General features: G+C 72.7%; 23 protein-coding genes and 1 pseudogene. 15 read left to right on the forward strand and 9 right to left on the reverse strand.

Going from position 1 to position 24,726, the window contains the following annotated elements; all coding sequences use genetic code 11:
* Positions 1-75 precede the first annotated feature (75 nt).
* Positions 76-2,250, forward strand: a complete 2,175-nt coding sequence (locus tag GA0070562_RS03190; protein WP_091414643.1) for an acyltransferase family protein — start codon at positions 76-78, stop codon at positions 2,248-2,250.
* Between the two features lie 38 nt (positions 2,251-2,288).
* On the opposite strand, the gene GA0070562_RS03195 is transcribed toward GA0070562_RS03190, so the two are convergent.
* Positions 2,289-2,909, reverse strand: a complete 621-nt coding sequence (locus GA0070562_RS03195) for a pyridoxamine 5'-phosphate oxidase family protein (protein WP_091414645.1) — start codon at positions 2,907-2,909, stop codon at positions 2,289-2,291.
* A 167-nt stretch (positions 2,910-3,076) separates the two neighbouring features.
* Between GA0070562_RS03195 and GA0070562_RS03200 the strand changes: the two genes are divergently transcribed.
* The 3 genes from GA0070562_RS03200 (at position 3,077) to GA0070562_RS03210 (ending at position 5,302) form a co-directional block, all read left to right on the forward strand.
* On the forward strand, positions 3,077-3,583 hold the full coding sequence (locus tag GA0070562_RS03200; RefSeq protein ID WP_091416126.1) for a DUF2231 domain-containing protein: 507 nt from the start codon (positions 3,077-3,079) through the stop codon (positions 3,581-3,583).
* Positions 3,580-4,119: an Hsp20/alpha crystallin family protein gene (locus GA0070562_RS03205; RefSeq protein WP_091414647.1), complete on the forward strand. Its 540-nt coding sequence runs from the start codon at positions 3,580-3,582 to the stop codon at positions 4,117-4,119. Before GA0070562_RS03200 ends, GA0070562_RS03205 begins: the two co-directional genes overlap by 4 nt.
* A gap of 61 nt (positions 4,120-4,180) precedes the next feature.
* Positions 4,181-5,302 carry a glycosyltransferase family 9 protein gene (locus tag GA0070562_RS03210; protein WP_175438632.1) on the forward strand — a complete coding sequence of 374 codons (1,122 nt, stop codon included), beginning with the start codon at positions 4,181-4,183 and terminating at the stop codon, positions 5,300-5,302.
* On the opposite strand, the gene GA0070562_RS03215 is transcribed toward GA0070562_RS03210, so the two are convergent.
* Together GA0070562_RS03215 and rfaE2 are read right to left on the reverse strand one after the other, a co-directional pair.
* Positions 5,277-6,149: a glycosyltransferase family 2 protein gene (locus GA0070562_RS03215; RefSeq protein WP_091414650.1), complete on the reverse strand. Its 873-nt coding sequence runs from the start codon at positions 6,147-6,149 to the stop codon at positions 5,277-5,279. The two genes, GA0070562_RS03210 and GA0070562_RS03215, sit on opposite strands and share 26 nt — an antisense overlap.
* The gene (gene rfaE2, locus GA0070562_RS03220; protein WP_244255328.1) at positions 6,146-8,068 is read right to left on the reverse strand and encodes a D-glycero-beta-D-manno-heptose 1-phosphate adenylyltransferase; all 1,923 of its coding nucleotides are present in this window, start codon (positions 8,066-8,068) and stop codon (positions 6,146-6,148) included. The genes GA0070562_RS03215 and rfaE2 overlap by 4 nt, the downstream gene beginning before the upstream one ends.
* Before the next feature lie 123 nt (positions 8,069-8,191).
* Here rfaE2 and GA0070562_RS03225 point away from each other — a divergent pair, with 123 nt between their 5' ends.
* Entirely contained in the window at positions 8,192-8,749 is a 558-nt protein-coding gene (locus tag GA0070562_RS03225; RefSeq protein ID WP_091414652.1) for a type 1 glutamine amidotransferase domain-containing protein, read from the forward strand.
* 54 nt (positions 8,750-8,803) lie between these two features.
* Positions 8,804-10,471, forward strand: a complete 1,668-nt coding sequence (locus GA0070562_RS03230) for an MDR family MFS transporter (RefSeq protein WP_091414655.1) — start codon at positions 8,804-8,806, stop codon at positions 10,469-10,471.
* A 6-nt stretch (positions 10,472-10,477) separates the two neighbouring features.
* Here GA0070562_RS03230 and GA0070562_RS03235 read toward each other — a convergent pair whose 3' ends face one another.
* Positions 10,478-10,969, reverse strand: coding sequence for an NUDIX domain-containing protein (locus GA0070562_RS03235; protein WP_091414658.1), 492 nt, complete (start codon positions 10,967-10,969; stop codon positions 10,478-10,480).
* A 100-nt stretch (positions 10,970-11,069) separates the two neighbouring features.
* Here GA0070562_RS03235 and GA0070562_RS03240 point away from each other — a divergent pair, with 100 nt between their 5' ends.
* Entirely contained in the window at positions 11,070-12,704 is a 1,635-nt protein-coding gene (locus tag GA0070562_RS03240) for a fatty acid--CoA ligase (protein ID WP_175438633.1), read from the forward strand.
* Between the two features lie 180 nt (positions 12,705-12,884).
* On the opposite strand, the gene GA0070562_RS03245 is transcribed toward GA0070562_RS03240, so the two are convergent.
* From GA0070562_RS03245 to GA0070562_RS03260, 4 genes are all read right to left on the reverse strand, one after another.
* Positions 12,885-13,898, reverse strand: coding sequence for an NADPH:quinone reductase (locus GA0070562_RS03245; RefSeq protein WP_091414663.1), 1,014 nt, complete (start codon positions 13,896-13,898; stop codon positions 12,885-12,887).
* A 51-nt stretch (positions 13,899-13,949) separates the two neighbouring features.
* Positions 13,950-14,627, reverse strand: coding sequence for an HAD family hydrolase (locus GA0070562_RS03250; protein WP_175438634.1), 678 nt, complete (start codon positions 14,625-14,627; stop codon positions 13,950-13,952).
* Positions 14,628-14,650: 23 nt separating this feature from the next.
* Positions 14,651-15,499 (reverse strand): SCO6745 family protein, encoded by an 849-nt coding sequence (locus GA0070562_RS03255; RefSeq protein ID WP_175438635.1) that lies wholly within the window; start codon positions 15,497-15,499, stop codon positions 14,651-14,653.
* A gap of 139 nt (positions 15,500-15,638) precedes the next feature.
* Positions 15,639-16,391: an FKBP-type peptidyl-prolyl cis-trans isomerase gene (locus GA0070562_RS03260; RefSeq protein ID WP_091414666.1), complete on the reverse strand. Its 753-nt coding sequence runs from the start codon at positions 16,389-16,391 to the stop codon at positions 15,639-15,641.
* Positions 16,392-16,454: 63 nt separating this feature from the next.
* Here GA0070562_RS03260 and GA0070562_RS03265 point away from each other — a divergent pair, with 63 nt between their 5' ends.
* The gene (locus GA0070562_RS03265) at positions 16,455-16,847 is read left to right on the forward strand and encodes a PPOX class F420-dependent oxidoreductase (protein WP_091414668.1); all 393 of its coding nucleotides are present in this window, start codon (positions 16,455-16,457) and stop codon (positions 16,845-16,847) included.
* Between the two features lie 47 nt (positions 16,848-16,894).
* Here GA0070562_RS03265 and ku read toward each other — a convergent pair whose 3' ends face one another.
* A complete protein-coding gene (gene ku / locus GA0070562_RS03270; protein WP_091414671.1) occupies positions 16,895-17,899 on the reverse strand; it encodes a non-homologous end joining protein Ku in 1,005 nt (334 codons plus the stop codon).
* 87 nt (positions 17,900-17,986) lie between these two features.
* Between ku and ligD (GA0070562_RS03275) the strand changes: the two genes are divergently transcribed.
* The 7 genes and pseudogenes from ligD (GA0070562_RS03275) to GA0070562_RS30160 all read left to right on the forward strand — a co-directional run.
* The gene (ligD, locus tag GA0070562_RS03275) at positions 17,987-18,925 is read left to right on the forward strand and encodes a non-homologous end-joining DNA ligase (RefSeq protein WP_091416135.1); all 939 of its coding nucleotides are present in this window, start codon (positions 17,987-17,989) and stop codon (positions 18,923-18,925) included.
* Complete coding sequence (ligD, locus tag GA0070562_RS03280; RefSeq protein WP_091414672.1) at positions 18,915-19,829, forward strand: non-homologous end-joining DNA ligase; 915 nt, start codon at positions 18,915-18,917, stop codon at positions 19,827-19,829. Before ligD (GA0070562_RS03275) ends, ligD (GA0070562_RS03280) begins: the two co-directional genes overlap by 11 nt.
* 83 nt (positions 19,830-19,912) lie before the next feature.
* Positions 19,913-20,635, forward strand: a complete 723-nt coding sequence (locus GA0070562_RS03285) for a TIGR03089 family protein (protein WP_091414674.1) — start codon at positions 19,913-19,915, stop codon at positions 20,633-20,635.
* Positions 20,636-20,995: 360 nt separating this feature from the next.
* Positions 20,996-21,853 (forward strand): GNAT family N-acetyltransferase, encoded by an 858-nt coding sequence (locus tag GA0070562_RS03290; protein ID WP_091416140.1) that lies wholly within the window; start codon positions 20,996-20,998, stop codon positions 21,851-21,853.
* On the forward strand, positions 21,846-22,169 hold the full coding sequence (locus GA0070562_RS03295) for a hypothetical protein (protein ID WP_091414676.1): 324 nt from the start codon (positions 21,846-21,848) through the stop codon (positions 22,167-22,169). Before GA0070562_RS03290 ends, GA0070562_RS03295 begins: the two co-directional genes overlap by 8 nt.
* Positions 22,170-22,261: 92 nt before the next feature.
* Positions 22,262-23,218, forward strand: a complete 957-nt coding sequence (locus GA0070562_RS03300; RefSeq protein ID WP_091414677.1) for a zinc metalloprotease — start codon at positions 22,262-22,264, stop codon at positions 23,216-23,218.
* A 1,058-nt stretch (positions 23,219-24,276) separates the two neighbouring features.
* Positions 24,277-24,726: pseudogene (locus GA0070562_RS30160) on the forward strand (hypothetical protein); the annotation flags it as partial.

The raw sequence follows: 24,726 nt of genomic DNA on the forward strand, positions 1-24,726 counted from the left end.
GTGCGGCGTGATTGTCCCCCGCCTGACCAGCCGCTATCGTTCCCTCGCCCCAGCCCGCAGAGTTTGAGGATCGCGATGACTTCCCCGCCGCTGACGAAAGGTGCCGATCGGGAAGGCTCACCGGTCGGGGAGCCCGGCGGTACGACGACCGGACGCGAGCCGGGCAGGGAGGCGACGCCGAGCCGGTTCCGGGCCGACGTCGCCGGGCTCCGGGCCGTCGCCGTGGGGCTGGTGCTGCTCTACCACGCCGGGCTGCCGTTCATCCCCGGTGGCTTCGTCGGCGTCGACGTCTTCTTCGTGATCTCCGGCTTCCTCATCACCGGGCAGCTCATCTCCGAGATCGAGCGCAGCGGGCGGGTCTCGCTCACCGGTTTCTACGCGCGCCGGGCCAAGCGGATCCTGCCCGCGGCCACCGTGGTGCTGGCGGCCACCGCAGTGGCGGTCCGGCTGTTCGTACCCCGGGGTGAGTGGCAGGTCATCGGCGGCGACATCGCCGCCGCGGCGACCTACGTCGTCAACTGGCGGTTCGCCGACCGCGCGGTCGACTACCTGGCCGAGGACGTCGCGCCGTCGCCGGTGCAGCACTTCTGGTCACTCGCCGTGGAGGAGCAGTTCTACCTGCTCTGGCCGCTGCTGATCGTGCTGGCCCTCCTCGCCGCGCGCAAGCTCCGGCGGGCGAACGTACGGCCGGTCCTGTGGGTGGGTCTCGCGGTGCTGGCGGTGCCGTCGTTCGTCTGGTCGATCGTCGAGACGGCGAACTCGCCGGAGCGCGCGTTCTTCGTCTCCACCACGCGGCTGTGGGAACTCGCGGTCGGTGCGGCGGTCGCCCTGCTGGCGGTCCGCGCCGCGCGGATGCCCCGGTCGGTGGCGGTCGTCCTCGGGTGGCTCGGCCTCGCCGCGATCGTGGCGGCGGCGCTGCTGGTCAGCGGGAAGACCGCATGGCCGGGGTACGCGGCGGCGCTGCCCACGCTCGGCGCGGCGGCGGTGATCGCGGCCGGTGCCGCAGCCGGCTCCCGGGGGCCGGTGATGGTGCTCGGCCTGCGTCCGTTCCAGTGGATCGGTGACCTGTCGTACTCGCTGTACCTGTGGCACTGGCCGATGCTCGTGGTGGCCGCCGCGCACTTCGGTGACCTGTCGGTGACCGAGGGCCTGGTGGTTGCGCTCGCCTCGGTGATCCCGGCCTGGCTCACGTTCCGGCTGGTGGAGAACCCGCTGCGGTACTCGCGGAAGATCTCCACGTCGCCGCGTCTGGCGTTGAGCCTGGGCGGCAACTTCACGCTCGCCGGCATCTGCGCCGGGCTGGTCCTGGTGCTGATGGGCGCGTGGGCCGCCGCCGCGACCACGACCAAGAGCCGGTACGCCCCGGGCGCCGCGCTGCTGTCCACAGCGCCCGGCACGGCGCCGATCGGTCCGGTCCCGGAGCGGTTCGACGCGATCACGCCGGACCCGCTGCAGATCCGGCAGGGCTTCATGGACGTGCCCGACACCAACCGGGACAAGTGTTTCCAGCAGGTCGAGGGCGCCGAGGTGCTGTCCTGCACGTACGGCGTCCCGAACGGGTCCACCACCGTCGCGCTCGTCGGCGACTCGAAGATGGACCAGTGGCTGCCCGCGTTCCAGGTGCTCGCCGCGCAGAACGGCTGGAAGCTGCTGATCATGGCGAAGGCGGGATGCGCCTTCACCAGCGCCCAGGTGCTCAAGGGCGACGGGTCCGGCAAGCCGTACACCGACTGCATCGAGTGGAACCGCGCGCTGCTGGACCGCCTGGTGCGGGAGCGCCCCGACTACGTGGTCACCTCGCAGTCGGCGTCGACGGCCCTGGACAGCGGGGGCAAGCGCGCCACCGTCGCAGCGATGGTGTCCGGCGTACGGGCCTCGTGGAAGAAGCTCGACTCGGTGGGGACCAAGGTCGTCGTCCTCGCCAACAACCCGCATCCGGGCGCGGCGGTGGCCTGTGCCGACAAGAACCGCAAGCGCCTGTCGGCCTGCGCGTTCGACCGGGAGCGGCACGACCAGGACCCGGGGTACCGGATGCAGCGGCAGGCGGTCGCGGGCGCGCCGAAGGTCAAGATGATCGACCTGTTCGACGCCGTCTGCCCGACCGACAGGTGCCCTGTGGTGTTCGGCAACGTGCTCATCTACCGGGGTGGCTCGCACATCGGCGCGGCGTACGTGAAGACCACCGCACCGCACCTCGCCCGCGCCCTGGCCGACGTGGGCGTGCCGGCGCGCTTCACCCCGGCGGGGTAGCGCGCCGGGGGTTGCGGCGCCGACCGCCGGCGACGGGGTCAGCGGTAGAGCGTCTCCAGGTAGGCCGGGCCGTAGTGGCGCTCCAGGTCGGCCAGGCTCTCCGCGGGGGCCTCCACCTCCTTGATCAGCCGGGCCCGTGTCGGCAGCACGTCCGGCTGCCAGGTCTCCGGCTGCCACAGCTCGGAGCGCAGGAACGCCTTCGCGCAGTGGTAGAAGATCTGCTCGATCGCGACCTCGACGGCCAGCAGCGGCCGGTGGCCCTTGACCTCCATGTCGGCGAACCACGGCGCGTCGGCGATCAGCCGGGCCCGGCCGTTGATCCGCAGCGTGTCGGTGCGGCCGGGGATCAGGAAGACCAACCCGACGTGCGGGTTGGCCAGGATGTTGCGGTAGCCGTCGGCCCGCCGGTTGCCGGGCCGCTCCGGAATCGCGATCGTGGTGTCGTCGAGCACCAGCGCGAAACCGGGCGGATCACCCTTGGGGGAGACGTCGCAGGTGCCGTCCGCGCCGGCGGTGGCGATCAGGCAGAACGGCGAGGCGGCGAGCCACTCCCGGTCGCGTTCGTGCAGCGTACGGCGGTCCTTGGCGGCCGCCCGCGGCATCGGTGTGCCGATCAGTTCACGTAGTTCGGCCTCGCTGGTGATCTCCCGGGTCGTCACGTCTTCCTCCCCCGTCCGTTGACCTCGACGGCGGTTCCGCCCCGCGACGGGCCGCGATCCGCCAAGGTCAGCCTAGAAGAGCGCGTCGAGCGCCGGGTTTGCCCCCGGGGCCGGCGGGTAGGGACCGGTTCGCAGCGTGCGTCCGGACACGACGGATGGAGGCCGAGATGGAGAGCCGACTGAAGGTGCTCGGCCATCCCGTGCATCCGATGCTCGTGATGTTCCCGGTGGCACTCCTCGTGACCGCCGTGATCTTCGACGTGGTGGACACCGTGGGCGGGCCGGACTTCCTCGGCGAGGTCGCGTACTGGAACATCACCGTCGGTCTGATCGGTGGCCTGCTGGCCGCGGCGGCCGGGGCGTTCGACCTGCTCGCCCTGCCGGCCGGCACCCGCGCCAAGCGGGTCGGGCTCACCCACGCCGCCGCCAACGTGGCGGTCATCCTGCTGTTCGCCGCGGTCTGGGTGGTCCGGCTCAACGCCGACTCCCACGCGGCGGGCGGCGCGTTGATCGCCATCGAGGTGGTCGCCCTGGCGATCCTCGGCGTCAGCGCCTGGCTCGGCGGCGAGCTGGTGGACCGGCTCGGTGTCGGCGTCGACCCGGAGCACGACCTGAACGCGCCCAGCTCGCTGCGACCCCCCTCGGCGACCCAGCGGATCGGAGACGTGCGATGACCGAACAGAGCGGCGGCGGACGGGGCTGGCGTGGCCGCCAGCAGGGCTGGGATCCGATGGGCGAGCTCCAGTCGCTGCGCTCCGAGCTGAGCCGGCTGGTCGGCGGACGGTCCGGCAACCAGGACGTGGATCTGGCCGAGTCGGCCGACGGCTGGGAGGTGATCGTCCGACTTCCGGGCGTCGCGCCGGAGGAGGTCGCGGTCGAGCTGGACGACCGGGAGCTGTGCGTACGCGCCCGGTCGGAGGCCGAGGTGAACGCCGACCACGGCATCCCGGGCGGGTTCACCACCCGGGGCTTCGAGTACCGCGTCGACCTGCCGTCCCGCGTGGACCCGGACCGGATCGACGCGGTGATGGACCACGGCCTGCTGCGGGTGCGGGTGCCCCGGGCGTCCCGGCCCGCGCCGCGCACCATCACCGTCGGCCGCACCGGCCCGCGACCGGGCGCCGACCGTACGCCGATGCCCGCCGACCCGGCCGCGGACCGGGAACTGCACCACCCGGACACCGCGCTCGACGAGATCGACAGGCCGTAGGGGCCGCGTGACCAGCCCGTCCGACGATTCCGGCTCGGCGCGTCTGTCGGCGCGCCGCGACCTGGAGCCGTCGTCGGTGCTCGGCCCGGTCGGCGAGCGCGTCCCGGACGTCGAGCGGATCGCCGTGCTGCGCGCCAACGCGCTCGGTGACTTCATCTTCGTGCTGCCGGCGCTGGACGCGCTGCGGTCCGCGTACCCGTCGGCTGAGATCGTGCTGCTCGGCGCGCCGTGGCACGCGGCGCTCTGGCGCGACCGGCCCGGCCCGGTGGACCGGGTGCTGGTGGTGCCGGCGGCGCCGGGCATCCGCGACCCCGGCCCCGGCGAGGAGCCGGGAGACGTCGCGGACTTCCTGGCCGCCGCCCGCGCCGAACGGTTCGACCTGGCGGTGCAGGTGCACGGCGGCGGCGGCAACTCGAACCCGTTCGTGGCCGGGCTGGGCGCCCGGGTCACGGCCGGTCTGCGGGCCGAGGGCGCGCCGCCGCTGGACCGGTGGCTGCGCTACGTCTACTACCAGCACGAGGTGATCCGCTACCTGGAGGTGGTCGCCCTGGTGGGCGCGCCGGCCACCACGATCACCCCGGCGCTCGCGGTCACCGCCGCCGACCGGGCGGAGGCCGCCGCCGTGCTCGGCGAACCCACCCGCCCTCGGGTCGCGTTGCACCCGGGCGCCACCGACACGCGGCGGCGCTGGCCGCCGGAACGCTTCGCCGAGGTCGCCCGCGAGCTGACCGGAGACGGGTACGAGGTGCTGGTCACGGGCACCCCCGCCGAGCAGGAGACGGTCGACGCGGTGGTGGCGGCGGCCGGAGTGCCGGTGCGCCCACAGGTCGGCACGCTCGGTCTGGGCGCGCTCGCCGCCGCGTACGCGGACTGCGCACTCGTGGTCTCCAACGACACCGGTCCGCTGCACCTGGCTGCCGCCGTGGGCGCGCCCACGGTCGGCGTCTTCTGGGTCGGCAACCTGATCAACGGGGCGTCGCCGCTGCGCGGGCGGCACCGCCCGATCGCCGCCTGGACCACCCACTGCCCGGTCTGCGGAGTCGACTGCACACCCGGGATCTACCCGCACCGGCCGGGCGACGGCGAGTGCCCGCACCGGGTGTCGTTCGTGGCCGACGTGCCCGCCGCCGAGGTGGTCGAGGCGGCCCGGGAGCTGCTCACACCTCCGCAGGCGACTCGCTGAGCACCACTTCCCACGCCTCCACGTCGCGTTCGGTGACAGTGGTCGGCGACTCCAGGTGGTACGCCCCGCTGGGCAGGACACCGGCGCCGCCGTGGCGCTCCAGCACGGCGAGCTGGGCGGCGACGTCCTCACCCTGGTGCTGCTCGGGCAGCCGCTCCCAGAAGTCGAAGCCGCCGGAGTCGACGAGCTTGGCCCGGTCGTAGAGCACGCACCCGCCGATCCAGGAGATCTTGTACGCCCGCCACTCGCCCGCCGCCAGGTTCAGCTTCTCGGTGACGTGCAGCAGGTTCGCCGCCGGATGGATGGACGCCCGGTGCCATTCCGGCGTGCCGGGCTGGATGCGTTCGGGCACCGGCGGCCCGGCCCACTCCTCGTAGTGCCGGTGCGTCTCCGGGCGGACGTCGTCGGCGTAGGAGAGCCCGTGCACCGCGTTGCCGACGAACCCGCAGCCCAACTCGTCCAGCGCGGTGACCAGCCGGGACAGCGCGCCCGGCTCCAGCCACACGTCGTCGTCGAGGCAGAGCACGGCGTCGGCCGCCGACTGGGCCAGCAGGTAGGACCGGTGTTCGGCCAGACCGCGGCGGGGCAGCCGCCGGGTCAGCAGCACCGGGTGTCCTCGATGACGCAGAGCCCGGACCATCGTGGCGGCGGCCGGGTGCGCGTACGCGGGCTCGCCGTCGGACTGGTCGCTGACCACCACCCCGAAGCCGGGTACGCCCTCCTGGGCGGCCAGCCCGGACAGCGTGACAGCAAGTTCGGCGGGCCGGTTGCGGGTGGGGATCAGCACGTCGAGCCGCCGGTGCTGCCGGAACCGTTCGGGCGTACCCGGGTCGAGCGGACGGGTCACGCCGGCCTGCCCTCGCCCACGGCGGGGCTGTGCTGGTCGGGCACGGCCTCACGGCCCTCGCTCATGCTGTGCCGGTCTGGCATGGCCTCACGGCCCTCGCTTCGCTCGGTGCGTTCGCTCATGCTGTGCGACTGGGCGCGGATCCGGTCGATGATCGCCGAGGTGGAGCGGTCCGGCACGTACCCGAGCGTGCGCACCTGCCCGCCCAGCCGCCGTACCAGCGGCGCCTCCGGCACCATCTCCGGCGGGTAGTCGCCGCCCTTGACGTAGACGTCGGGTCGGACCGCCTCGATCAGCCGGGCCGGCGAGTCCTCCTCGAAGACCACCACGTGGTCGACGCAGGCCAGCGCCGCCAGCAGGGCGATCCGGTCCTCGACCGGGTTGACCGGCCGGTCCGGGCCCTTGAGCCGCCGTACGCTGCCGTCCGAGTTGACCGCCACGATCAGCAGGTCGCCGAGCGCGCGGGCCTGGGTCAGGTAGCGGACGTGCCCCGGGTGCAGCACGTCGAAGCAGCCGTTGGTGAACACCACCGACCGCCCGGCCTGCCGGTGCTCGTCCACCAGCGCGGCCAGCTCGTCGGCGCCGACCAGGGCCGGGTGCCCGCCCTCGTCCGCGTCGGTGCCCAGCGCGGCCAGCAGGTCCTGCCGCCGGCACACGCAGGTGCCGGTGTCGGCGACCGTGATGGTGGCGGCGAGCTGGGCGAGCTGGGCGGCGGTGGGCAGACCCGCGTCGGCGGCGAGCGCCAGCGTCATGGCCGCCAGGTACGCGTCCCCGGCGCCCACCGCGTGACTGGCCGGGACCGGGGTGCTGTGGCTGCGCCGGGGCGCGCCCTCGGCGCCGCCGACCACAGCGCCCTCGGTGTCCAGGGTCACCGCCACCACGTCGGCGCCGGTGTGCTCGCGCAGCTCGGGCAGGCGTGACTCGGCCAGCACGGCCCGGTCGACTCCGGCGCCGGCCGCCGCGCTCACCGTCACGCCGGTCCCGGTGACGCTGAGCCCGTCCCCGGTGAGCGCCACCCGCTCCTCGCCGGGCGTCGGCTCGCCGGTCGGCCCGGCCGGGGCCTCGGCTGCCGGTGTGCCCGAGGTCGGGTGCGGGCTGCCGGGTACGCGCTCACCGGCCCCGCCGGGCGCGGCACCCACCATCAGCTCGGACGGGCCGTCGGCCTCGGCCGGATGATCCAGGTGCACGTCGCCGCTGGGGACAGCACCCCGCTCGGCGTGCGCGAACCCGGCGGCGGCGCGGGCCAGCAGCCGGGTCGCCTCGGCGAAGCTCGGCGTCACCACTGTCGGGTTCAGCCCACGCCAGTCGGCCAGGTCGTGCGCGTCCAGCGCCACGGTGCCGTACCGGTCCCGGTTGGCCACCAGCCAGGCGCGTACCGCCGAGGGCAGCGCGCCCAGGCCGTAGTCGCAGACCACGAGCGTGAGCGGCTGACCGGCGGCCACCGCGCGCAGCTCCTCGGTGGCGCAGTGCAGCGCGGTCAGCAGGCGGGCCACGCCGTCGGTGTCCAGCCCGTCCTCCGGGCCGCCGGAGTCCTCGCGGAGCAGGATCTGGTTGCCGGCGAGCATCCGCCGCTTGACCGGCGTGTGCCGGCCCGGCTGGCTCACCGTACGGTCCCAGACCGCCGCGCGGTCCAGGCAGTCGTGCAGTTCGTCGCCGGCCACGTCGGCGCCGACCGGGGCGACGAGCGCGGCCCGGCCGCCGAGCGCTGCGACGTTCACCGCCGTGTTGGCGGCGCCCCCGGCCGCGGAGATCCGCCGCCGCAGGGTGAGGACCGGCGCGGGCGCCTCGCGGCAGAGCCGCTCCGACTCGGCGAACCGCCACTCGTCCAGCATGGCGTCCCCGACGACCAGCACGGGACGCTGCTGCCAGCTCGCCACGACGGTGGCCAGCCGGCGCTCTTCCGCTGCTGCTCCTGCCATGCCTCTGCGGATCCCCCCGGGCCGTCGGGACAAACATGGTGCGATGCGGGCCACCCGATGCGTCCGGTTTCGTGGCATCGGGCGGGGGAACCGTGCAGACGTACCCCGGAGAGGAGAAGCAGCATGGCAGCGACACTTCAGGGCAAGCGCATCGCCTTCCTGGCCGCCGACGGCGTCGAGGAGGTCGAGTACACCGAGCCCCGGGAGGCGGTGGAGAACGCCGGCGCCCAGGTCGAGCTGGTCTCCATCGAGTCCGGCACGATCCAGGCCTTCAACCACCTCGACCACGGCAAGCAGTACCAGGTCGACGTCACCACCAAGGAGGCGGACGCCGGGGCGTACGACGGCCTGGTCCTGCCCGGTGGCGTGGCGAACCCCGACTTCCTGCGTGCGGACCCGGAGGCGGTCCGGTTCGTCAAGGCGTTCTTCGACGCCGGCAAGCCGGTCGGCGTGATCTGCCACGGCCCGTGGACGCTCGTCGAGGCGGACGTCGTGCGGGGCCGCACCATCACCTCCTGGCCGAGCCTGCGCACCGACCTCACCAACGCCGGGGCGAACTGGGTCGACCAGGAGGTCGTCACCGACAACGGGCTGGTCAGCAGCCGCAAGCCGGACGACCTGCCGGCGTTCTGCGCCAAGATCGTCGAGGAGTTCGCCGAGGGGCGGCACACCGCCCGCTGAAAACTCACAGTCCCACCGGGGGCATGATCCGCCCCCGGTGGGATAGGAAGCGGGATGACCGCCCAGGCCGCCCGTCCCGCACTGCCCGCCCGCCAGATCCGCCTGCTGATGTTCGGTCTGATGACCGGCATGCTGCTGGCGGCTCTTGATCAGACGATCGTCGGCACCGCGCTGCCGACGATCGTCGGCGAACTGGGCGGCATCAACCACTACTCGTGGGTGGTCACCGCGTACCTGCTGGCCTCGACCGCCTCGACGCCGCTGTACGGCAAGATGGCCGACCTGTACGGACGCCGGCCGGTCTTCCTGTTCTCGATCGGGATGTTCCTGCTCGGCTCGCTGCTGGCGGGACTGTCGCAGAACATGACCCAGCTGATCGTCACGCGAGGCGTGCAGGGCCTGGGCGCCGGTGGCCTGATGACGCTGGCGTTCACCATCATCTCGGACGTGGTGTCGCCCCGGGAGCGTGGCCGCTACCAGGGGTTGTTCGGCGCGGTGTTCGGGGTGTCGTCGGTGGCCGGACCACTCGTCGGCGGTTACTTCGCAGAGAACAACTGGCGGTGGATCTTCTACATCAACGTGCCGTTGGCGATCCTCGCCATCGTGGTCTGCTGGCACGTGATGCGGCTGGTGCCGTTCGAGCGCCGGGAGCACACAGTCGACTGGATCGGCGCGGCGCTGCTGGTCGCCGGCGTGAGCTGCCTGCTGCTGGCGCTGAGCTGGGGCGGCGCCGAGTACGCCTGGGGCTCCGGCGTGATCGTCGGGCTGTTCGCCGCGGGCGTGGTGCTGGGCGTGCTGTTCGTCGTCCAGGAGGCACGGACCAAGGAGCCGATCCTGCCGCTGCGGCTGTTCCGCAGCGCCACGTTCGCGCTCGCCAACGGGGCGGGTTTCGTGCTCGGTCTGGTGATGTTCGGGTCGATCATCTTCATCCCGCTGTACCTCCAGATCGTCAAGGGCGCCTCGCCGACCCGCAGCGGTCTGCTGATGCTGCCGATGATGGCCGGCGTCATCGTCACCTCGGTGCTCACCGGCCGGGCGATGAGCCGGATCGGCCGGTACAAGTGGTTCCCGGTGGCCGGTGCGGCCGTGCTGGTGGTCGGCATGCTGCTGTTCCAGCAGCTCCAGGTGGCCACCACGCTGTGGGCCGCGTTCGGCTACATGGTGGTGATCGGCGTCGGGCTGGGCCTGTGCATGCAGTCGCTGATCCTGGCCGTGCAGAACGCGGTGAGCGTCCGCGACCTGGGCGCGGGCACCTCGTCGGCGACGTTCTTCCGGTCGCTCGGCGGCTCGTTCGGCGTGGCCATCCTCGGGGCGGTGCTGTCGTCCCGGCTCACCGCCGAGATGTCCGCGCGGCTGCCGGGGGCGCTGGCGCAGCTCCCGCCGGAGCAGCGGGCCGCGGTGACTGCCGGTGGAGACTTCTCGATCAACGACCCGGCGGCGATCCTCGCGCTGCCCGCCCCGGTACGCGCCGCCGTCCAGGCCGCGTTCGTCGAGTCGCTGCACCTGGTCTTCCTGACCACCGGGCTGATCGCCGTGATCGCCGTGCTGGTCACCCTGGCCATGCCGAACCTTCAGTTGCGCGGCACCGGCCCGCAGGGCGCGACCGGCGGCGCCGACCCGCTCGGCGGAAAGGCGCCCGCGCCCGGCGGCAAGCCGCTGACGAAGGAGTCGAAGGACGAGGCCGCCGCCGACATGGAGGCGAAGTCGCAGACGATGCTCTGAGCCGGGCTACTTGAGGATCAGCCGGTTGGTCTGCTCGAACACGTCGAGGTCGGCGAGCGTCTCGTGCACGCTCGTCGACAGCGGGTGCGGGAAGTCCGCCGGGTGGAAGAACCCGGAGTCCGTGGTCTCGTCGGTGAACCGGGCCAGCTCGCCGTCCCACTCGTCGACCCGGAACGCCGTGGTGAAGACCTGGTACGTGTGCCCGTACATGTTGGTGTGGGTGCGGTCCGGGCCGGTGTAGAGCGCGAACGCGCTGACCCGCGTCGCCCGAAGGCCGGTCTCCTCCCGGACCTCCCGGACGGCGCAGTCGGCGATCGACTCGCCGAGTTCCATGGCGCCGGCCGGCAACGCCCACTGGCCGTTGTCGGAGCGCTGGATGAGCAGCACCCGGGCGGCGTTGTCGCGCACCACGGCGCGGGCGCCGACGAACATCAGGGTGCGGTCACCGGCCAGGGCGCGGAGTTGCCCCACGTACGAGTCGGCCCACGAGATGCTCACCCGGACAATCTACGCAGCATCCGCGATCACCTCGGCGATTCCGGGGGGTTCCGTAGATGTGACCGCCGCCACTACTTTGTCACCCATGCGTAGCACGATGATGGACGCCCCCCTTCAGGTCGCCCGGATCCTCGAACACGGCTCCACCGTGCACGGCGCGGCGGAGGTGGTCACCTGGACCGGCGCCGAGCCCCGCCGGATGACGTACGCGGAGGTCGGCCGCACCGCGGCCCGGCTGGCCCACGCGTTGCGCGACGAGTGCGGGGTGACCGGCGACGAGCGGGTCGGCACGTTCATGTGGAACAACAACGAGCACCTGGTGGCGTACTTCGCCGTGCCGAGCATGGGCGCGGTGCTGCACACGCTCAACATCCGGCTCTTCCCCGACCAGGTCGCCTACATCGCCAACCACGCGCAGGACCGGGTGGTCCTCGTCGACACCACGCTCATCCCGCTGCTCGCCCGGGTGATCGGCGAGATGACCACCGTGTCGCACGTGGTGGTGGTCGGCGGCGGCGACCCGGCCCCGCTGCTGGCCGCGGCCGGTGACCGGATCACCGTGCACCACTGGGACGCGCTGCTGGACGGCCGCCCGGACCACTTCGACTGGCCGGAGGTGGACGAGCGGGACGCGGCGGCGCTCTGCTACACCTCGGGCACCACCGGCAACCCCAAGGGCGTCGCCTACTCGCACCGCTCGATCTACCTGCACTCGCTCCAGGTCTGCATGCCGGAGGGCTTCGGGCTCGGTCCGAACGATCGCGAGCTGGCCATCGTGCCGATGTTCCACGCGATGTCGTGGGGCCTGCCGTACGCGGCGTTCCTCTCCGGCGCGTCGCTGATCATGCCGGACCGGTTCCTCCAGGCCGAGCCGATCGCCGCGATGATCGCCGCCGAGCGGCCCACGCTCGCCGGTGCGGTGCCGACCATCTGGACCGACCTGCTGGCCTACCTGGACGCGCACGAGGTGGACCTCTCCTCGCTGCGGGAGGTGATCGTCGGCGGGTCGGCCTGCCCGCCGTCGCTGATGCACGCCTTCCACGACCGCTACGGCATCGACGTCATCCACGCCTGGGGCATGACCGAGATGTCGCCGCTGGGCTCGGTCTCCCGGGCGCCGGCCGGTGCCACCGGCGACGACGCCTGGCGCTACCGCTACACGCAGGGCCGCGTCCCGGCGGGGGTGACCGCGCGGATCGTCGGCCCGGCCGGCGAGCCGCTGCCCGCCGACGGGACGGCAGTGGGCGAGCTGGAGGTACGCGGGCCGTGGGTGACCGCCCGGTACATCGGCGACGACGCCCCGGAGGAGGAGAAGTTCCGGGACGGCTGGCTGCGTACCGGTGACGTCGGCACGCTCTCGCCGGACGGCTACATCACGCTCACCGACCGCGCCAAGGACGTGATCAAGTCGGGCGGGGAGTGGATCTCCTCGGTCGAGCTGGAGAACGCCCTGATGGCCCACCCGGCGGTGCTGGAGGCGTGCGTGGTGGGCGTACCGGACGAGCGCTGGGACGAGCGGCCGCTGGCCACTGTGGTGGTCCGCGAGGGCGCGTCGGTGACCGCCGAGGAGCTGCGGGACTTCCTCGCCGGTTCGGTGGCCCGCTGGCAGTTGCCGGAGCGGTGGGCGTTCATCGACGCGGTGCCGAAGACCAGCGTCGGCAAGTTCGACAAGAAGGTGGTGCGCTCGCGGTACGCCGACGGCGGGCTCGACGTGCGGGAACTGACCGCGTCGTAACGTTTCGCGGCGTACCGTCGCCTACACGGGCAGGAACACGTTTCCAACGGGCATTCCTCCCAGAGGGCGGCCCCGGCGTTCGCACCGCGCCGGGGCCGCCCGTCCGTTACGGGGTGACCCGCACCGTCATTGTTGCGAAACTTGTTCGCGTCTGTCCGGCTGTCGGGGAAATCCGGTCGCCTACTCGTCGGCGGTGCTCACCAGCACCTTGCCCACCACGCTGTCCTGCACCGCCTGCTGCGCGGCAGCGGCCTCCGCCAGCGGGTACCGGTGCAGCGGCAGGCCGGCCTCCTCGCCGACTCGGATCGCGCCCTGCGCCACCGCCGCCGCGATGTCGGTGACCGCCTGCGCCTTCGCCACCTTCGGCGCGGTGTAGATCAGCACGAACTGCCAGCGCGCGTTCGGGACCATCAGCGGCCGGATCGGCAACGTCACCTCGTCGCCGCCGTCGTCGGCGTACACGCAGACCGCCCCGCCGGTGCGCAGCATCCGTACGTCGGCGGCGGCGTTGCGGGCGGCGGAGACCTCGACGATCGTGTGCACCCCGTCGGGCGCGACCTTGCGGACCTCCTCGACCACGTCCTGCTCGCGATAGTTGATCACGAAGCTGGCCCCGGCCGCCGCCGCGAGCTGCGCCTTCTCCGGGCTGCTCACCGTGGTGATCACGCACGCGTCGGCCCACCGGGCGAGCTGGATCGCCGCGTTGCCCACCGCGCCCGCGCCGCCCTGCACCAGCACCACGTGGTCGCTCAACGCGCCCGCGTGCAGCTTGTCCGGCATGAACTCGCCGGCGGTCAGGCAGCGGTGCGCGGTCATGAACGGGATACCGAGCGCCGCGCCCAGGTCGAACGAGGCCGGACCGAGCGGCACCGCGTGCCGGACCGGGACCAGCGTGTACTCGGCGGCAGTGCCCCACGGGCGCTGCCAAGCCGCCTCCCACACCCAGACCCGCTCACCGATGAGCGTCCGGTCCACGCCCTCGCCGACCGCCTCGACCACCCCGGCGCCGTCCTGGTGGGGGATCTGCCAGCCGGCCGGCAGCGGCCACGCCTGGCGGGCCTTCCAGTCGGTCGGGTTCACCCCCGACACCGCCATCCGGACCAGCACCTCGCCCGGACCGGGTTCCGGCACCGGCCGCTCGACCACCTGGAGCACCGAGGCGTCCCCGCTGCGCTCGTACACGATCGCCTTCATCGCTGTCCCCTCACCGTCGTCGCGTGATGGCGCTACCCCGCCGTCTACCGATCATTCCGCCGCACGGCGGCCGAGTGACTCGACCACCTCGGGAGTGAGCGCGCCGATCGAGGGGAGCAGCACGGCCGCGAGCGCCTCCGCGTCCGGGTCGAGCGGGTACGAGCCGTGCGGCACCGCCACCACCCGGCACCCGGCGGCTGCCGCCGAGCGGACCCCGTTCGACGAGTCCTCCACCGCCACGCACCGGGCCGGGTCGACGCCCAGCCGCTGCGCCACCGCGAGCCACACGTCGGGCGCGGGCTTGCCCCGGGCGGTCTCCTCGGTCGACAGCGTCGCGCCGAACGCGCCGGCCAGGCCCGTCGCGTCCAGCGCCGCCGCGATCAGCCGGGTCGGTGAGGAACTGGCCAGGCCCAGCGGCCACCGCGCGGCGATGCGGCGCACGACCGCGTCGGCGCCGTCGATCAGCGGTACGCGCTGCGCGTACCGCCGGGCCATCTCGGTCACCACCTCGGTGGCGACCTGCTCGGCCGACCTGTCGACGCCCAGCTCACCGCTCAGGTAGCCGGCCCACTCGGCGGTGCTCATGCCCATCAGCCGGCGCTGGGTGTCCGGCTGCCAGGTGCCACCGTGCTCGGCCACGTACGCCCGCCGGACCTCCTCCCAGACCGGCTCCGAGTCCACGATCACGCCGTCCAGGTCGAAGAGCACCGCGTCCACCACGTCGACCATCCTGCCCCAGCCGGTGGCCGGACTCACCGTGGCAGCGCGGCTCCGGCCGAACGCTGCGCCGGAAGGCCGATCGGAGCCTTGGCCGGGATGATCGTGCGGCAGCGCGTCGCGATCGGTTCCAGCAGCTCCCGCAGCCGGTCGGTACGCTCCGCGCCCAGCGCCTGCCACGGACCCGACGCGGCCCGGTCGGTGGCCTCCTCGACCACGCGGAACGTCTCCGTGGCGTACGGCGTGGGGCTCAGGTCGTCGGTCAGCCAGCCCTTGTCCACCAGGCGCTGCTCGGCGGCGGTCCACTGCTCGTCGGTCCAGCCCCGGGCCGGCTGGTGGAACTCGCGGGACTGGTCGACCCGGCACCGCCAGGCCACCACGTCGGCCGGCTCCAGCCCGGTCGTGACCAGCGCCGCCACGTGGCCGTCGCCGCGGTGCTCGCGCAGCGTGGTGGCGGCCTGCCAGAGCCGGGCCAGCGGGTACTCGCCCCGGGGCAGCGCGGCGTTGACCGCGCCGAGCACCCGGCCGGCGACGTCCACCCGGCCGGCCGCCTCCACCAGCAGGTCGGCGGCCTCGACCAGGTGCGACTCGGGCAGCTCGTAGGTGAACTCGGCGAGCGCCTGCACACCACCGGTGAGCCGGGCCCGCAGCGCCTCCTCCGGGGTGGCCAGGTGCCACACCGACGGCAGCGCGCGGGCCACCATGGCCGGCGCGAAACTGAAGAACGCAGCAGTCACGGCGGGCGCGTCGACCGCGCCCAGCGGCGCGGCCCGGCCGGCGAAGTAGCCGCGCCAGTAGCCCCGCAGCCCGACCGCCTCGAACGCGGCCCGGGCACGGGGGTGGAAATAGGTCACCGCGTGGACCGGCTCGTAGAGCGTCCACATCTGCCGGGTCACCCCGGCCTCGTCCAGCGCCGCCACGTGCACCTCCGCGTCGGTGGGCAGATCACCACGGGCGGACGTGCCGCCCGTGGTGACCATGAACCTACTGCCGCTGGGTGACCGGGCGGAAGCCCGGAGTGATCTACTGCGCAGCCAGCACGTCGACGACGAAGCGCAGCGGCCCGGCCGGGCGACCGCCGGCGGCGTCGTTGCCGTACGCCAGCTCGGCCGGGAGGTCCAGCTGGACCCGGCTGCCCACCGGCACACCGACCAGGCCCTGGTCCCAGCCCTTGATGACCTGGCCCACGCCGATCTGGAAGGTGGCCGGCTGGCCGGAGTCCCAGGACGCGTCGAACTGCTTGCCGTCCTTGTAGAAGACACCCACGTAGTTCGTGGTGATGTTCTGGCCGGCCTTCACCGCCGGGCCGGTGCCCTTGACGAGCGTGGTGACAGTGAGCTTCTTCAGCTCACCGGTGCCGGCCTGCACGGTCGGCTTGGTCTTCAGCGCCGGGTCCATGCCGGCGGGCAGCTCCGGAGCGGGCATCCCGGTGGGCTCGGCCGGTGCGGTGGGACTGGCCGAGGAGCCGGCGGTGGACGCCTTGTCGTCGTCCCCGCTGTTCAGCCAGACCAGGCCGCCGACCAGGGCCACCACCGCGAGCACGCCCACCGCCGCGCCGAGGATCGACTGCCGGCGGCGACGCGCCTCGGCTGCCTTCTTCTCGGCCAGCTGGGCGGCCAGCCGCCGCTGTGCCTTGGTGGCCGGGGCCTGGCCCGCCGACCGGTTCTCCACACGCTCGCTCACGTCGACTCCCTGCAGGGTGGGTGGGTGCGCCCCCGGCGGGCCGCCGCCGAGGCCAGCGCACACGGTACCCGCCCGGACCCCCAGCGTGCCCATACGGCCACCACGATCCGGACACGAAGCCCGATACGAGGGCACGGCGCGGGGTAGTTTCCGACCATGGCGATCCTCAGCGAAGAAGACCTGGCCCTGCTCGGCGAGCCGCAGCTCGCGCACGTTGCGACGGTCGAGGCCGACGGTACCCCGCACGTCACCCCGGTCTGGGTGGACACCGACGGCGAGCACGTCGTGTTCAACACGGCCAAGGGCCGGCAGAAGTACCTGAACATGTCCCGCAACCCGGTGGTCGCGGTGTCGGTGGCGGACAAGGCCGACGACTACCGCACGCTGTGGATCAAGGGCACCGTCGAGTTCGTCACCGAAGGCGCCGACGAGCACATCGACCGGATGGCGAAGAAGTACCTCGGCCAGGACACCTACCCCTGGCGCCGCCCGGGCGAGGAACGCGTCATCGTCCGCGTCACCCCGACCGAGAAGCTCGGCCGCGGCTGAGCGGCGCGGGCCCCGCCGTCCATCGAGGGCGGGGCCCGCCGTACGCGTCAGGCGCTCTTCTTCGTGGCCGTCTTCTTCGCGGGCGTCTTCTTGGCGGCGGTCTTCTTCGCCGGTTCGGCCTTCTTCGCCGCCGTCTTCTTCGCGGGCGTCTTCTTGGCCGCCGTCTTCTTCGCCGGTTCGGCCTTCTTCGCCGGCGCCTTCTTCGCGGCCTTCTTGGCGGATCGGGCCGACGAGATCGGGGTCGGCTCGGCACCGCCACCGGACGGCGCTTCGCCCCGGGCCGCCCGGGCCCGCTCGACCGACGCCTTCAGCGCCGCCATCAGGTCGACTGCGGCGGCGGGCGCGGCCTCTTCCTCCTCCGGCTGCACCACCTCGCGGCCCTCGACCTTCGCGTCGATGACCTCCTGCAACGCCGCCCGGTAGTCGTCGGTGAACGCGTCCGGCTCGAACTCACCGGCCATCGAGTCGATCAGCGAGCTGGCCATGGCCAGCTCGGGCGGGCGGACCTTCAGGTCCTCGTCCAGGAAGCCGAAGTCCGGCCGGCGGATCTCGTCCGGCCACAGCATGGTGTTGAGCAGCAGTACGCCCTCGCGGACCCGCAGCGTGGCCAGCTGCTCCCGCTGGCGCAGCGCCACCTTGACGATCGCCACCCGCTCCGAGTCGGACAGCGCGTCGCGCAACAGCACGTACGGCTTCGTCGCCGAGCCCTCCGGCTCCAGGAAGTACGCCTTGTTGTAGAGAATCGGATCGACCTGCTCGGCCGGTACGAACTCCAGTACGTCGATCGCGTGCGAGGTGCTCAACGGCAGGTCGGCGAAGTCGGAGTCGGTGAGGATGACCATCTCGCCGCCGCCGATGTCGTATCCCTTGGCGATGTCGTCGTAGGTGACCTCCTCGCCGCAGACCGAGCAGGTGCGCTTGTAGCGGATCCGGCCGCCGTCCTCACGGTGCACCTGGTGGAAACGGATGTCCTTCTCCTCGGTGGCCGAGTAGACCTTCACCCCGATCGACACCAGGCCGAACGACACCGCTCCTTTCCAGATCGCCCGCATTCCCGCGCTCCTCTCCCCGGTTGACCACCAGAATCGCAAACGATCGAACGGGACGCACGCGCTTCCGTGCGCAACTACAGTCAGGAGGTGCCCGGCGCGCCGTTGAAGCCGATGCTCGCGACGACCGGGCAGCTCCCGGCCGGCGCTGCCTGGTCGTACGAGTTCAAGTGGGACGGCGTACGCGCGCTCGCCGACATCTCCCGCGGCGACCGGCACTTCTACGCCCGCTCCGGCGTCGAGATCACCACCGCGTATCCGGAACTGCTCAACCTGGCCGAGCAGGTCGACGACGCGCTGCTCGACGGCGAGGTGGTCCTCTTCGCCGACGGGCAGCCCTCGTTCACCGCGCTCGCCGAGCGGATGCACGTCCGCAACCCGGCCAAGGCGGCGCGGCTGGCGGCGACAGTACCCGTCACGTACATGATCTTCGACGTGTTGCGGCTCGACGGCGTCGACCTGACCGCCCGGCCGTGGCGGGAGCGACGGGCGGCGCTGGAGTCGCTCGGTCTCGGCGCCGCCCGGTGGGCGGTGCCGCCGGTCTTCGGCGACGGGCCGGCCACCTACGCGGCGGCCGGTGAGCACGGGCTGGAGGGGGTGATGGCCAAGCGGGTCGACTCGCTCTACCGGCCCGGCGTGCGCTCACCGGACTGGGTGAAGGTCAAGCTGGAGGTCACCGCCGACTTCGTGGTCGGCGGCTGGCGACCCGGCGCGCGGCGCGTCGGTGGCCTGCTGGTGGGGGTGCCCGGCCCGGACGGGCGGCTGATCTACCGGGGGCGGGTCGGCGGCGGGATCGGCGCGGCGATCGAACGGGAACTGCTGCGCGAGCTGGAACCGCTGCGCGCCGACGCGTCCCCGTTCGCGGCCGGCGTGCCGCGCGAGGATGCCCGGGGCGCGATCTGGGTAACTCCCCGGATCGTGGTGGAGGTCAAGTACGGCCAGCGCACGCCGGACGGCCGGCTGCGCTTCCCGCGCATCCTGCGCCTGCGCCCGGACAAGCCGCCCGAGGAGGTCGACGATGCCGTCTGACCGGCTCAAGGTCGAGGTCGAGGGGCGCTCGCTGGAGCTGTCCAACCTGGACAAGGTGCTGTTCCCGAAGGCCGGCTTCACCAAGGGCGAGGTGATCGACTACTACACCCGGATCGCCCCCGTGCTGCTGCCGCACCTGCGCGACCGCGCGCTGACCCGGATCCGGTTCCCGAACGGCGTCGACGGCGGCTCGTTCTTCGAGAAGAACGCACCCGCCGCGACCCCCGGTTGGGTACGCACCGAGAACCTGCCCGCCCCCGGCTCCACGAAGGGGCGGGAGACCATCGACTACGTGGTCTGCGACGAACTCCCCACGCTCGTGTGGCTGGCCAACCTCGCCGCGCTGGAGCTGCACACTCCGCAGTGGAAGATCGGCGCGCACCCGGACATGATGGTCGTCGACCTGGACCCGGGCGCCCCGGCCGCGCTCAAGCAGTGCTGCCAGGTGGCGCTGCTGATGCGCGACCGGCTGGCTTCCGACGGGATCTCCTCGTTCCCGAAGACGTCGGGGAAGAAGGGCATGCAGCTGTGCTGCCCGATCGCCGGTACGCAGGACGCCGAACTCGTCTCCGACTACGCCAAGCGCATCGCGCAGGAGCTGGAGCAGGCACACCCGAAGCTGATCGTGTCGAAGATGGCGAAGAATCTGCGCCCCGGCAAGGTCTTCATCGACTGGAGTCAGAACAACGCGGCGAAGACGACTGTGGCGCCGTACTCGCTGCGGGCCCAGCCGGTGCCCTCGGTGTCGACGCCGCTGACCTGGGACGAGGTGGAGGCCGGTGCGGCGGGGAAACGGCCGTCGACGCGGCCGTACACCGCGGGCGAGGTGCTCAAACGGGTGGAGAAGCAGGGCGACCTGCTGGCCCCGCTGCTCGACGGCGGTCCGGAACTGCCCGCGCGCTGACCCGGGCCGCTCGGCTGCTGGGCTGCCCTGGACGGGCGGCTCGGACGGTTAGGGTGAGCGGACCGGCAGACAGGAGTCCGCACATGGCCCACCAGGCAACCGTCGCCGTCGCCCCCGACGCGGTCGGGTACCCGCTGCTCAGCTACCACGACGACGAGACCGGGGAACGCACCGACCTCACCGCCGCGCAGCTCGGCGAGTGGACCGCCCGCAGCGCCGGACTGCTGCGCGACGGGTGCGGACTACGCCCCGGTGACCGGGTGGCGGTGCTGCTGCCGCCGCACTGGCGTACCGCCGCGGTGCTGCTCGGGGCCTGGTCGGTGGGCTTGTCCGTGTCGTTCCGGCCCCGCGCGCTGGCCGGTCTGCCGGTGCTCGAACCGGGCGCGGACCGGCCGTACGACGCGGTGTTCGTGACCCCCGAACGGCTCGACGACTGGCTGGAGGACGTGCCCGAGGGGACACACCGCTACCTGGTGGGCACCGGGCCGGGCCCGCTCGCCGAGGTGCCACCGGGCTGGCTGGACTGGTCGGCCGAGGTGCTGCGGCACCCGACCGACCCGCCGGACTACACGGCGGTCGACCCGGCCGGCCCGGCCACGCCCGACGGCACCAGCTTCGGCGCGTGGCGTCGCCTGGCCGCCGAGATCGCCACCCAGCGCGACTTGCGCCGAGGCGACCGCCTGGTGATCGACCCGGCCGAGGACGAGCAGCCCGTGAAGTGGCTCCTGGCCCCCTTGTCCGCCGGAGCCACGGTCCTGATCCACGCCAACCCCACCCCCTCCCCCAACCCCTCCCCGTCTCGCTGATCTTGCAGTTACGGCCCCCGCGGTGCCGGATTTGTGGCTCTTGCCGGGGCGGCAACTGCAAGATCAACGGGGTGGGAGTTGCGGCGTTCAGGGGTGCCCCTGGGGAAGCTCCGTACCCGTTCGTCGGGCCCTCGTCGGCTGCATGTCTCGTCGGTCGGCAGGAGATCTTGGAGCCAAGCGGCCCTCATAGGGGCACTCTCCTTCCAAGATCTCCACGGGTCTCGTTCAGTGAGACGACCGTCTCGGGCGGGGACGGTCGGGCGGGAGGCGGCAATTTGATTGACCTTCACGGGAGACGTGGGGCCTACTGCCTCGGGGAGCTGGACCGTGGGGTCGGGCTCGGGGGTGGCGGGAGTGGGCGTGAGCGGGATCGATGGGCTGGCCTGGCGGGAGTTCGGCGAGGACGACCTGCCCGCGCTGACCGGGCTGGCGCAGGCGTGCCTCGCCACTGACGGCGGGTTGCCGCTGTTCGGGCGTACCCCGTTGGCGCGGGCGCGGCTGCTGCAGACGCGTACCCACGGCGCCTGGTCGGGCGACGACCTGGTCGCGGCCGTCGGGGTCGGCACGGCGCGGACGCCGGCCACCGCCACCGGCCTGGTGCACCCGGCGTGGCGCGGGCGCGGGCTCGGCGGCGCGCTGCTGGACTGGGCGGAGGGGCAGGCGCGCGACGCGAGCCTGCTGGTCACGACCGAGACGTGGAACGCGGGCGCGGAGGAGTTGTTCGCGGCGCGCGGCTACACGCGGACGTTCCTGGAGTGGGTGCTGCGCCACGACCTCGACGCGCTGCCCGAGGTCACGGCGCCGGACGGCGTGACGGTGGAGCCAGCCACGCTGGGGCCGGAGCTGTTCGCCACCTACCGGGCGTCGTTCGCCGACCGGCCCGGCTTCGTCGAGCCCGAGGCCGGCGAGTGGCTGGGCGACCTGCGTGACGACGAGGACTTCCGCCCGGAGTTGACGCTGTTGGCGCGCGGCCGGGACGGTGAGGCGGCCGGCTTCGTCACCGTGCTCGACAACTGGATCGACCAGGTCGGCGTCGTGCCCGGGTGGCGCGGACGACGGGTCGGGGCGTACCTCGTGGCGCGCGTGCTGCGCGGCCTCGCAGACGCGGGCGCGGACGCCGCGTGGCTCTGCGTCAACGACGACAATCCGGCCGCAGCGCTGTACCGGAGGCTCGGCTTCCGCGACTTCGGCCGCCGCGCCCGCTACCTCCATGACTGACCCGACCCGGGCGGCGATCGTGCGGGCACTCGCCGACCTGTGGGCGAAAGGCTGCCCGGTTCCCGCGCCCGAGCACCAGGACCGGCTCGCCGACGTCGGCCTGCGCCGCTGGCACAGCGTCGCGCGCCGGCACCGGGGGCGGCGGCTCAGCGCGGACCAGCGCATCCAGGATCTGGTACGCGGACTGGTAGCCGCCTTCGAGCCGGACCGTGCGCTGGTCGGGCCGCTGGTACGCGACTACGAGTGCGTGGCGCGCGCCATCGCCGACGTCATGACGTCGACGGATCCGCCGGGGTCTGTTGCGGATGCCCATTGACGTGGTCTTATGGCGGGACGACGACGTCATCGACCCGCAGCTTTGACAACCCCGCGTCGGTACTCCTTTCATGCCTCTCGAAAGGTGCAACGATGCACAGGAAACCGACGATCCACCTGGCAGTGCTCGTCGCTGCCGCCGCCACCTTCCTGACCGCCGGCGGAGCCCCCGTCGCGGCCACGGCCGCACCCGTTACCGCCTCTCCCGCCGCCGAGTGCGAGCCCGGCACCGACACGCACAGCGCCGCTCGGGTACGCGAGGGCACCACCGCCAAGGAGCCGGCGCTCTACTCGACGAACGAAGCCAAGGCGTACGGCGTCGTCAAGGACTCGCCGCGCCTGGCCAACGGCAGCGTCACCGTGCCGACGATCTTCCACATGATCTCCGACCACGAGCTGAGCGCGGCCGAGAAGGCCCGCTGGAACACGCTCATCTCGGCGCAGATGACGGTGCTCAACGACTCCTTCGCGGGTCGTACCGCGGCCGACGCGTCGGACACGCCGTTCCGCTTCTCGCTCGTCGACACCACCTGGACCGTGAACAGTGCCTGGTACACGGTGGTGCCGGGCAAGAACGAGCGGGACATGAAGAAGGCGCTCTACACCGGCGACTCCCGCACCCTGAACGTCTACGCGGCGAACATCGGTGATGGCCTGCTCGGCTGGGCGTACTTCCCGAAGGGCTACAACAACGGCCGCGACTACATCGACGGCGTGGTGATGCTCGACGAGTCGATGCCGGGCGGCACGGCCGGCAAGTACGCGCTCGGCGACACGCTCACCCACGAGGTCGGGCACTGGCTGATGCTGGAGCACACGTTCGCGCACGGCTGCTCCGCGTCCGGCGACTTCGTGGCGGACACGCCGCGTGAGGCGGCGCCGCAGTTCAACTGCCCGATCGGGGCGGACACCTGCACCGCGCCGGGGCTCGACCCGATCCACAACTTCATGGACTACACGCAGGACTCCTGCATGAACATGTTCACCCCGGGCCAGGCCGACCGGATGAGCGACGCCTGGGTGGCGTTCCGCGCCGGCGGCGCCGGGTAGCCCACTGGAAGTCGGTGCCGGCGGGTCGCTCTACGGCGGCCCGCCGGCCCGTCTCGGTCAGCCCGCGCGGGTCGGCCCGACAATCCGTGCGCGGGTCAGCTGGCGAACGGCAGGGTGGCATCCAGCTCCCGCACCGACCACGCCACCACCGACCGGCACTCGCGGGCGAACTCGGTAGTGCTGGTGGTAGCCGCGCAGGGCCCTGTGCCGCTGGAAGACGTCCTTGAGTGTCCGGCCGCAGGCGGTGTGCACGCCGAGAACCATGTCGGCCGTGACCAGCCCGTCGATGAGGCTGAACCTTGGACCCCGGCGTCGGCCGCGGGCAGCTTGTCGAGAATCCGCTCCTACCGCCCGAGGTCCCCGGATTCCGAATGCGAGTCCGTAGTGGCCCGGCTTGTCCGGCAGCGGTGCGATCAGGGTCGGAGGCATACCTTCGGAGCCACCGCTCCTACCTCGGCGTTTCTCGCCGGGCGAGCGTCAGCCGGTCGTACGGGATCGGACGGTCGTGCGCGCACGGGCGCCGCGCGTTCCGCCAAGTCGATCCGCCCGGGGAAGGCCGGGCACGGTGCCGGCCGGGCGCGGGTAGCCGGCGCAGCCGCGCATGCTGCCCTCACGGATCGCGCGGGCGCCGGAGCGGCCGTGGTCGGCGTACCGCCTTCGGTCCGGCGGTCAGTTCTGGCGGCTCAAGGGGTCTGAGGAAGTCGAGGACCCGCTGGGTGAGCAGGGCGGCAGGCGCCGGTTCGTACGTCGGCAAGGCGGAGTCGGCGAACAGGTGCTGACAGCCGAGATATAGGGACAATTCGGCTCGGTCGGTCGACTCGGCCAGGGTGCGGCGCGTCCAGGCCACCCCCTTCGACGAAGAACGGGTCCGGGGGTCATGCGGTGGTCTGACACAGCGTGCGGAGGCGATGCCCAGGGGAGGGACCTCTCTTGGATCTTTCATGCGTCTTTGGGCTTAAAACTACTTTTGCCCAGTATCGAGTGCGGCCGCCGATATTGTGACTTCTGCGCGCCCTGGGAAGGATCGCGATGCGCCGACCCGTTCCGGTGGAGGGGACATGAGGGAAAAAACGGAACGTAAGCCGCTGGCGAGTCTCAGGCACGTCAAGGCCGCGTCGGGCTTCAGCTCCGTGATGATCATTGCCGGGATGACCACCGGCGTGACCCCCGCTCAGGCGGCCGAGGTGGTCCACAACGCCCGCGCCGAGCGCAGCTACCAGGGCACGCCCGGGCCGGCCGGGCAGGCGCGCGTGTGGCAGCCCGGCGCAACCCTCGTGCGAGACGGCGGCCCCGACGGATGGTCCGATCCGCAGGGTTGGCAGTGGCAGGACCAGGAGCCGGGTCGGCGCCGCCATGATGGCAGCAAGGTGGGTCCGCAGGGTCCGCAGGGCGCCCAGGGCGAGCGCGGGCGGCGTGGCCCACGTGGATTCCAGGGTGCTGCCGGCCCGCAGGGTTTTCAGGGTGAGCAGGGTCCGCAGGGTGTGGCCGGCTCGCCCGGTGCGCAGGGT

This window comes from Micromonospora tulbaghiae, from assembly GCF_900091605.1.
Lineage (GTDB): Bacteria > Actinomycetota > Actinomycetes > Mycobacteriales > Micromonosporaceae > Micromonospora > Micromonospora tulbaghiae.

Bases quoted from the DNA above. Each gene is read 5' to 3' on its own strand.
- GA0070562_RS03245 (WP_091414663.1), bottom strand. From the start codon at position 13,898: ATGAAGGCGATCGTGTACGAGCGCAGCGGGGACGCCTCGGTGCTCCAG.
- GA0070562_RS03225 (WP_091414652.1), top strand. From the start codon at position 8,192: ATGGCAGCGACACTTCAGGGCAAGCGCATCGCCTTCCTGGCCGCCGAC.
- GA0070562_RS03260 (WP_091414666.1), bottom strand. From the start codon at position 16,391: ATGGGCACGCTGGGGGTCCGGGCGGGTACCGTGTGCGCTGGCCTCGGC.
- GA0070562_RS03250 (WP_175438634.1), bottom strand. From the start codon at position 14,627: ATGGTCGACGTGGTGGACGCGGTGCTCTTCGACCTGGACGGCGTGATC.
- GA0070562_RS03255 (WP_175438635.1), bottom strand. From the start codon at position 15,499: ATGTGGACGCTCTACGAGCCGGTCCACGCGGTGACCTATTTCCACCCC.
- GA0070562_RS03200 (WP_091416126.1), top strand. From the start codon at position 3,077: ATGGAGAGCCGACTGAAGGTGCTCGGCCATCCCGTGCATCCGATGCTC.
- GA0070562_RS03265 (WP_091414668.1), top strand. From the start codon at position 16,455: ATGGCGATCCTCAGCGAAGAAGACCTGGCCCTGCTCGGCGAGCCGCAG.
- rfaE2 (WP_244255328.1), bottom strand. From the start codon at position 8,068: ATGGCAGGAGCAGCAGCGGAAGAGCGCCGGCTGGCCACCGTCGTGGCG.
- ku (WP_091414671.1), bottom strand. From the start codon at position 17,899: ATGCGGGCGATCTGGAAAGGAGCGGTGTCGTTCGGCCTGGTGTCGATC.
- GA0070562_RS03205 (WP_091414647.1), top strand. From the start codon at position 3,580: ATGACCGAACAGAGCGGCGGCGGACGGGGCTGGCGTGGCCGCCAGCAG.
- GA0070562_RS03285 (WP_091414674.1), top strand. From the start codon at position 19,913: ATGGCCCACCAGGCAACCGTCGCCGTCGCCCCCGACGCGGTCGGGTAC.
- GA0070562_RS03230 (WP_091414655.1), top strand. From the start codon at position 8,804: ATGACCGCCCAGGCCGCCCGTCCCGCACTGCCCGCCCGCCAGATCCGC.
- GA0070562_RS03240 (WP_175438633.1), top strand. From the start codon at position 11,070: ATGGACGCCCCCCTTCAGGTCGCCCGGATCCTCGAACACGGCTCCACC.
- ligD (WP_091414672.1), top strand. From the start codon at position 18,915: ATGCCGTCTGACCGGCTCAAGGTCGAGGTCGAGGGGCGCTCGCTGGAG.
- GA0070562_RS03190 (WP_091414643.1), top strand. From the start codon at position 76: ATGACTTCCCCGCCGCTGACGAAAGGTGCCGATCGGGAAGGCTCACCG.
- GA0070562_RS03300 (WP_091414677.1), top strand. From the start codon at position 22,262: ATGCACAGGAAACCGACGATCCACCTGGCAGTGCTCGTCGCTGCCGCC.
- GA0070562_RS03295 (WP_091414676.1), top strand. From the start codon at position 21,846: ATGACTGACCCGACCCGGGCGGCGATCGTGCGGGCACTCGCCGACCTG.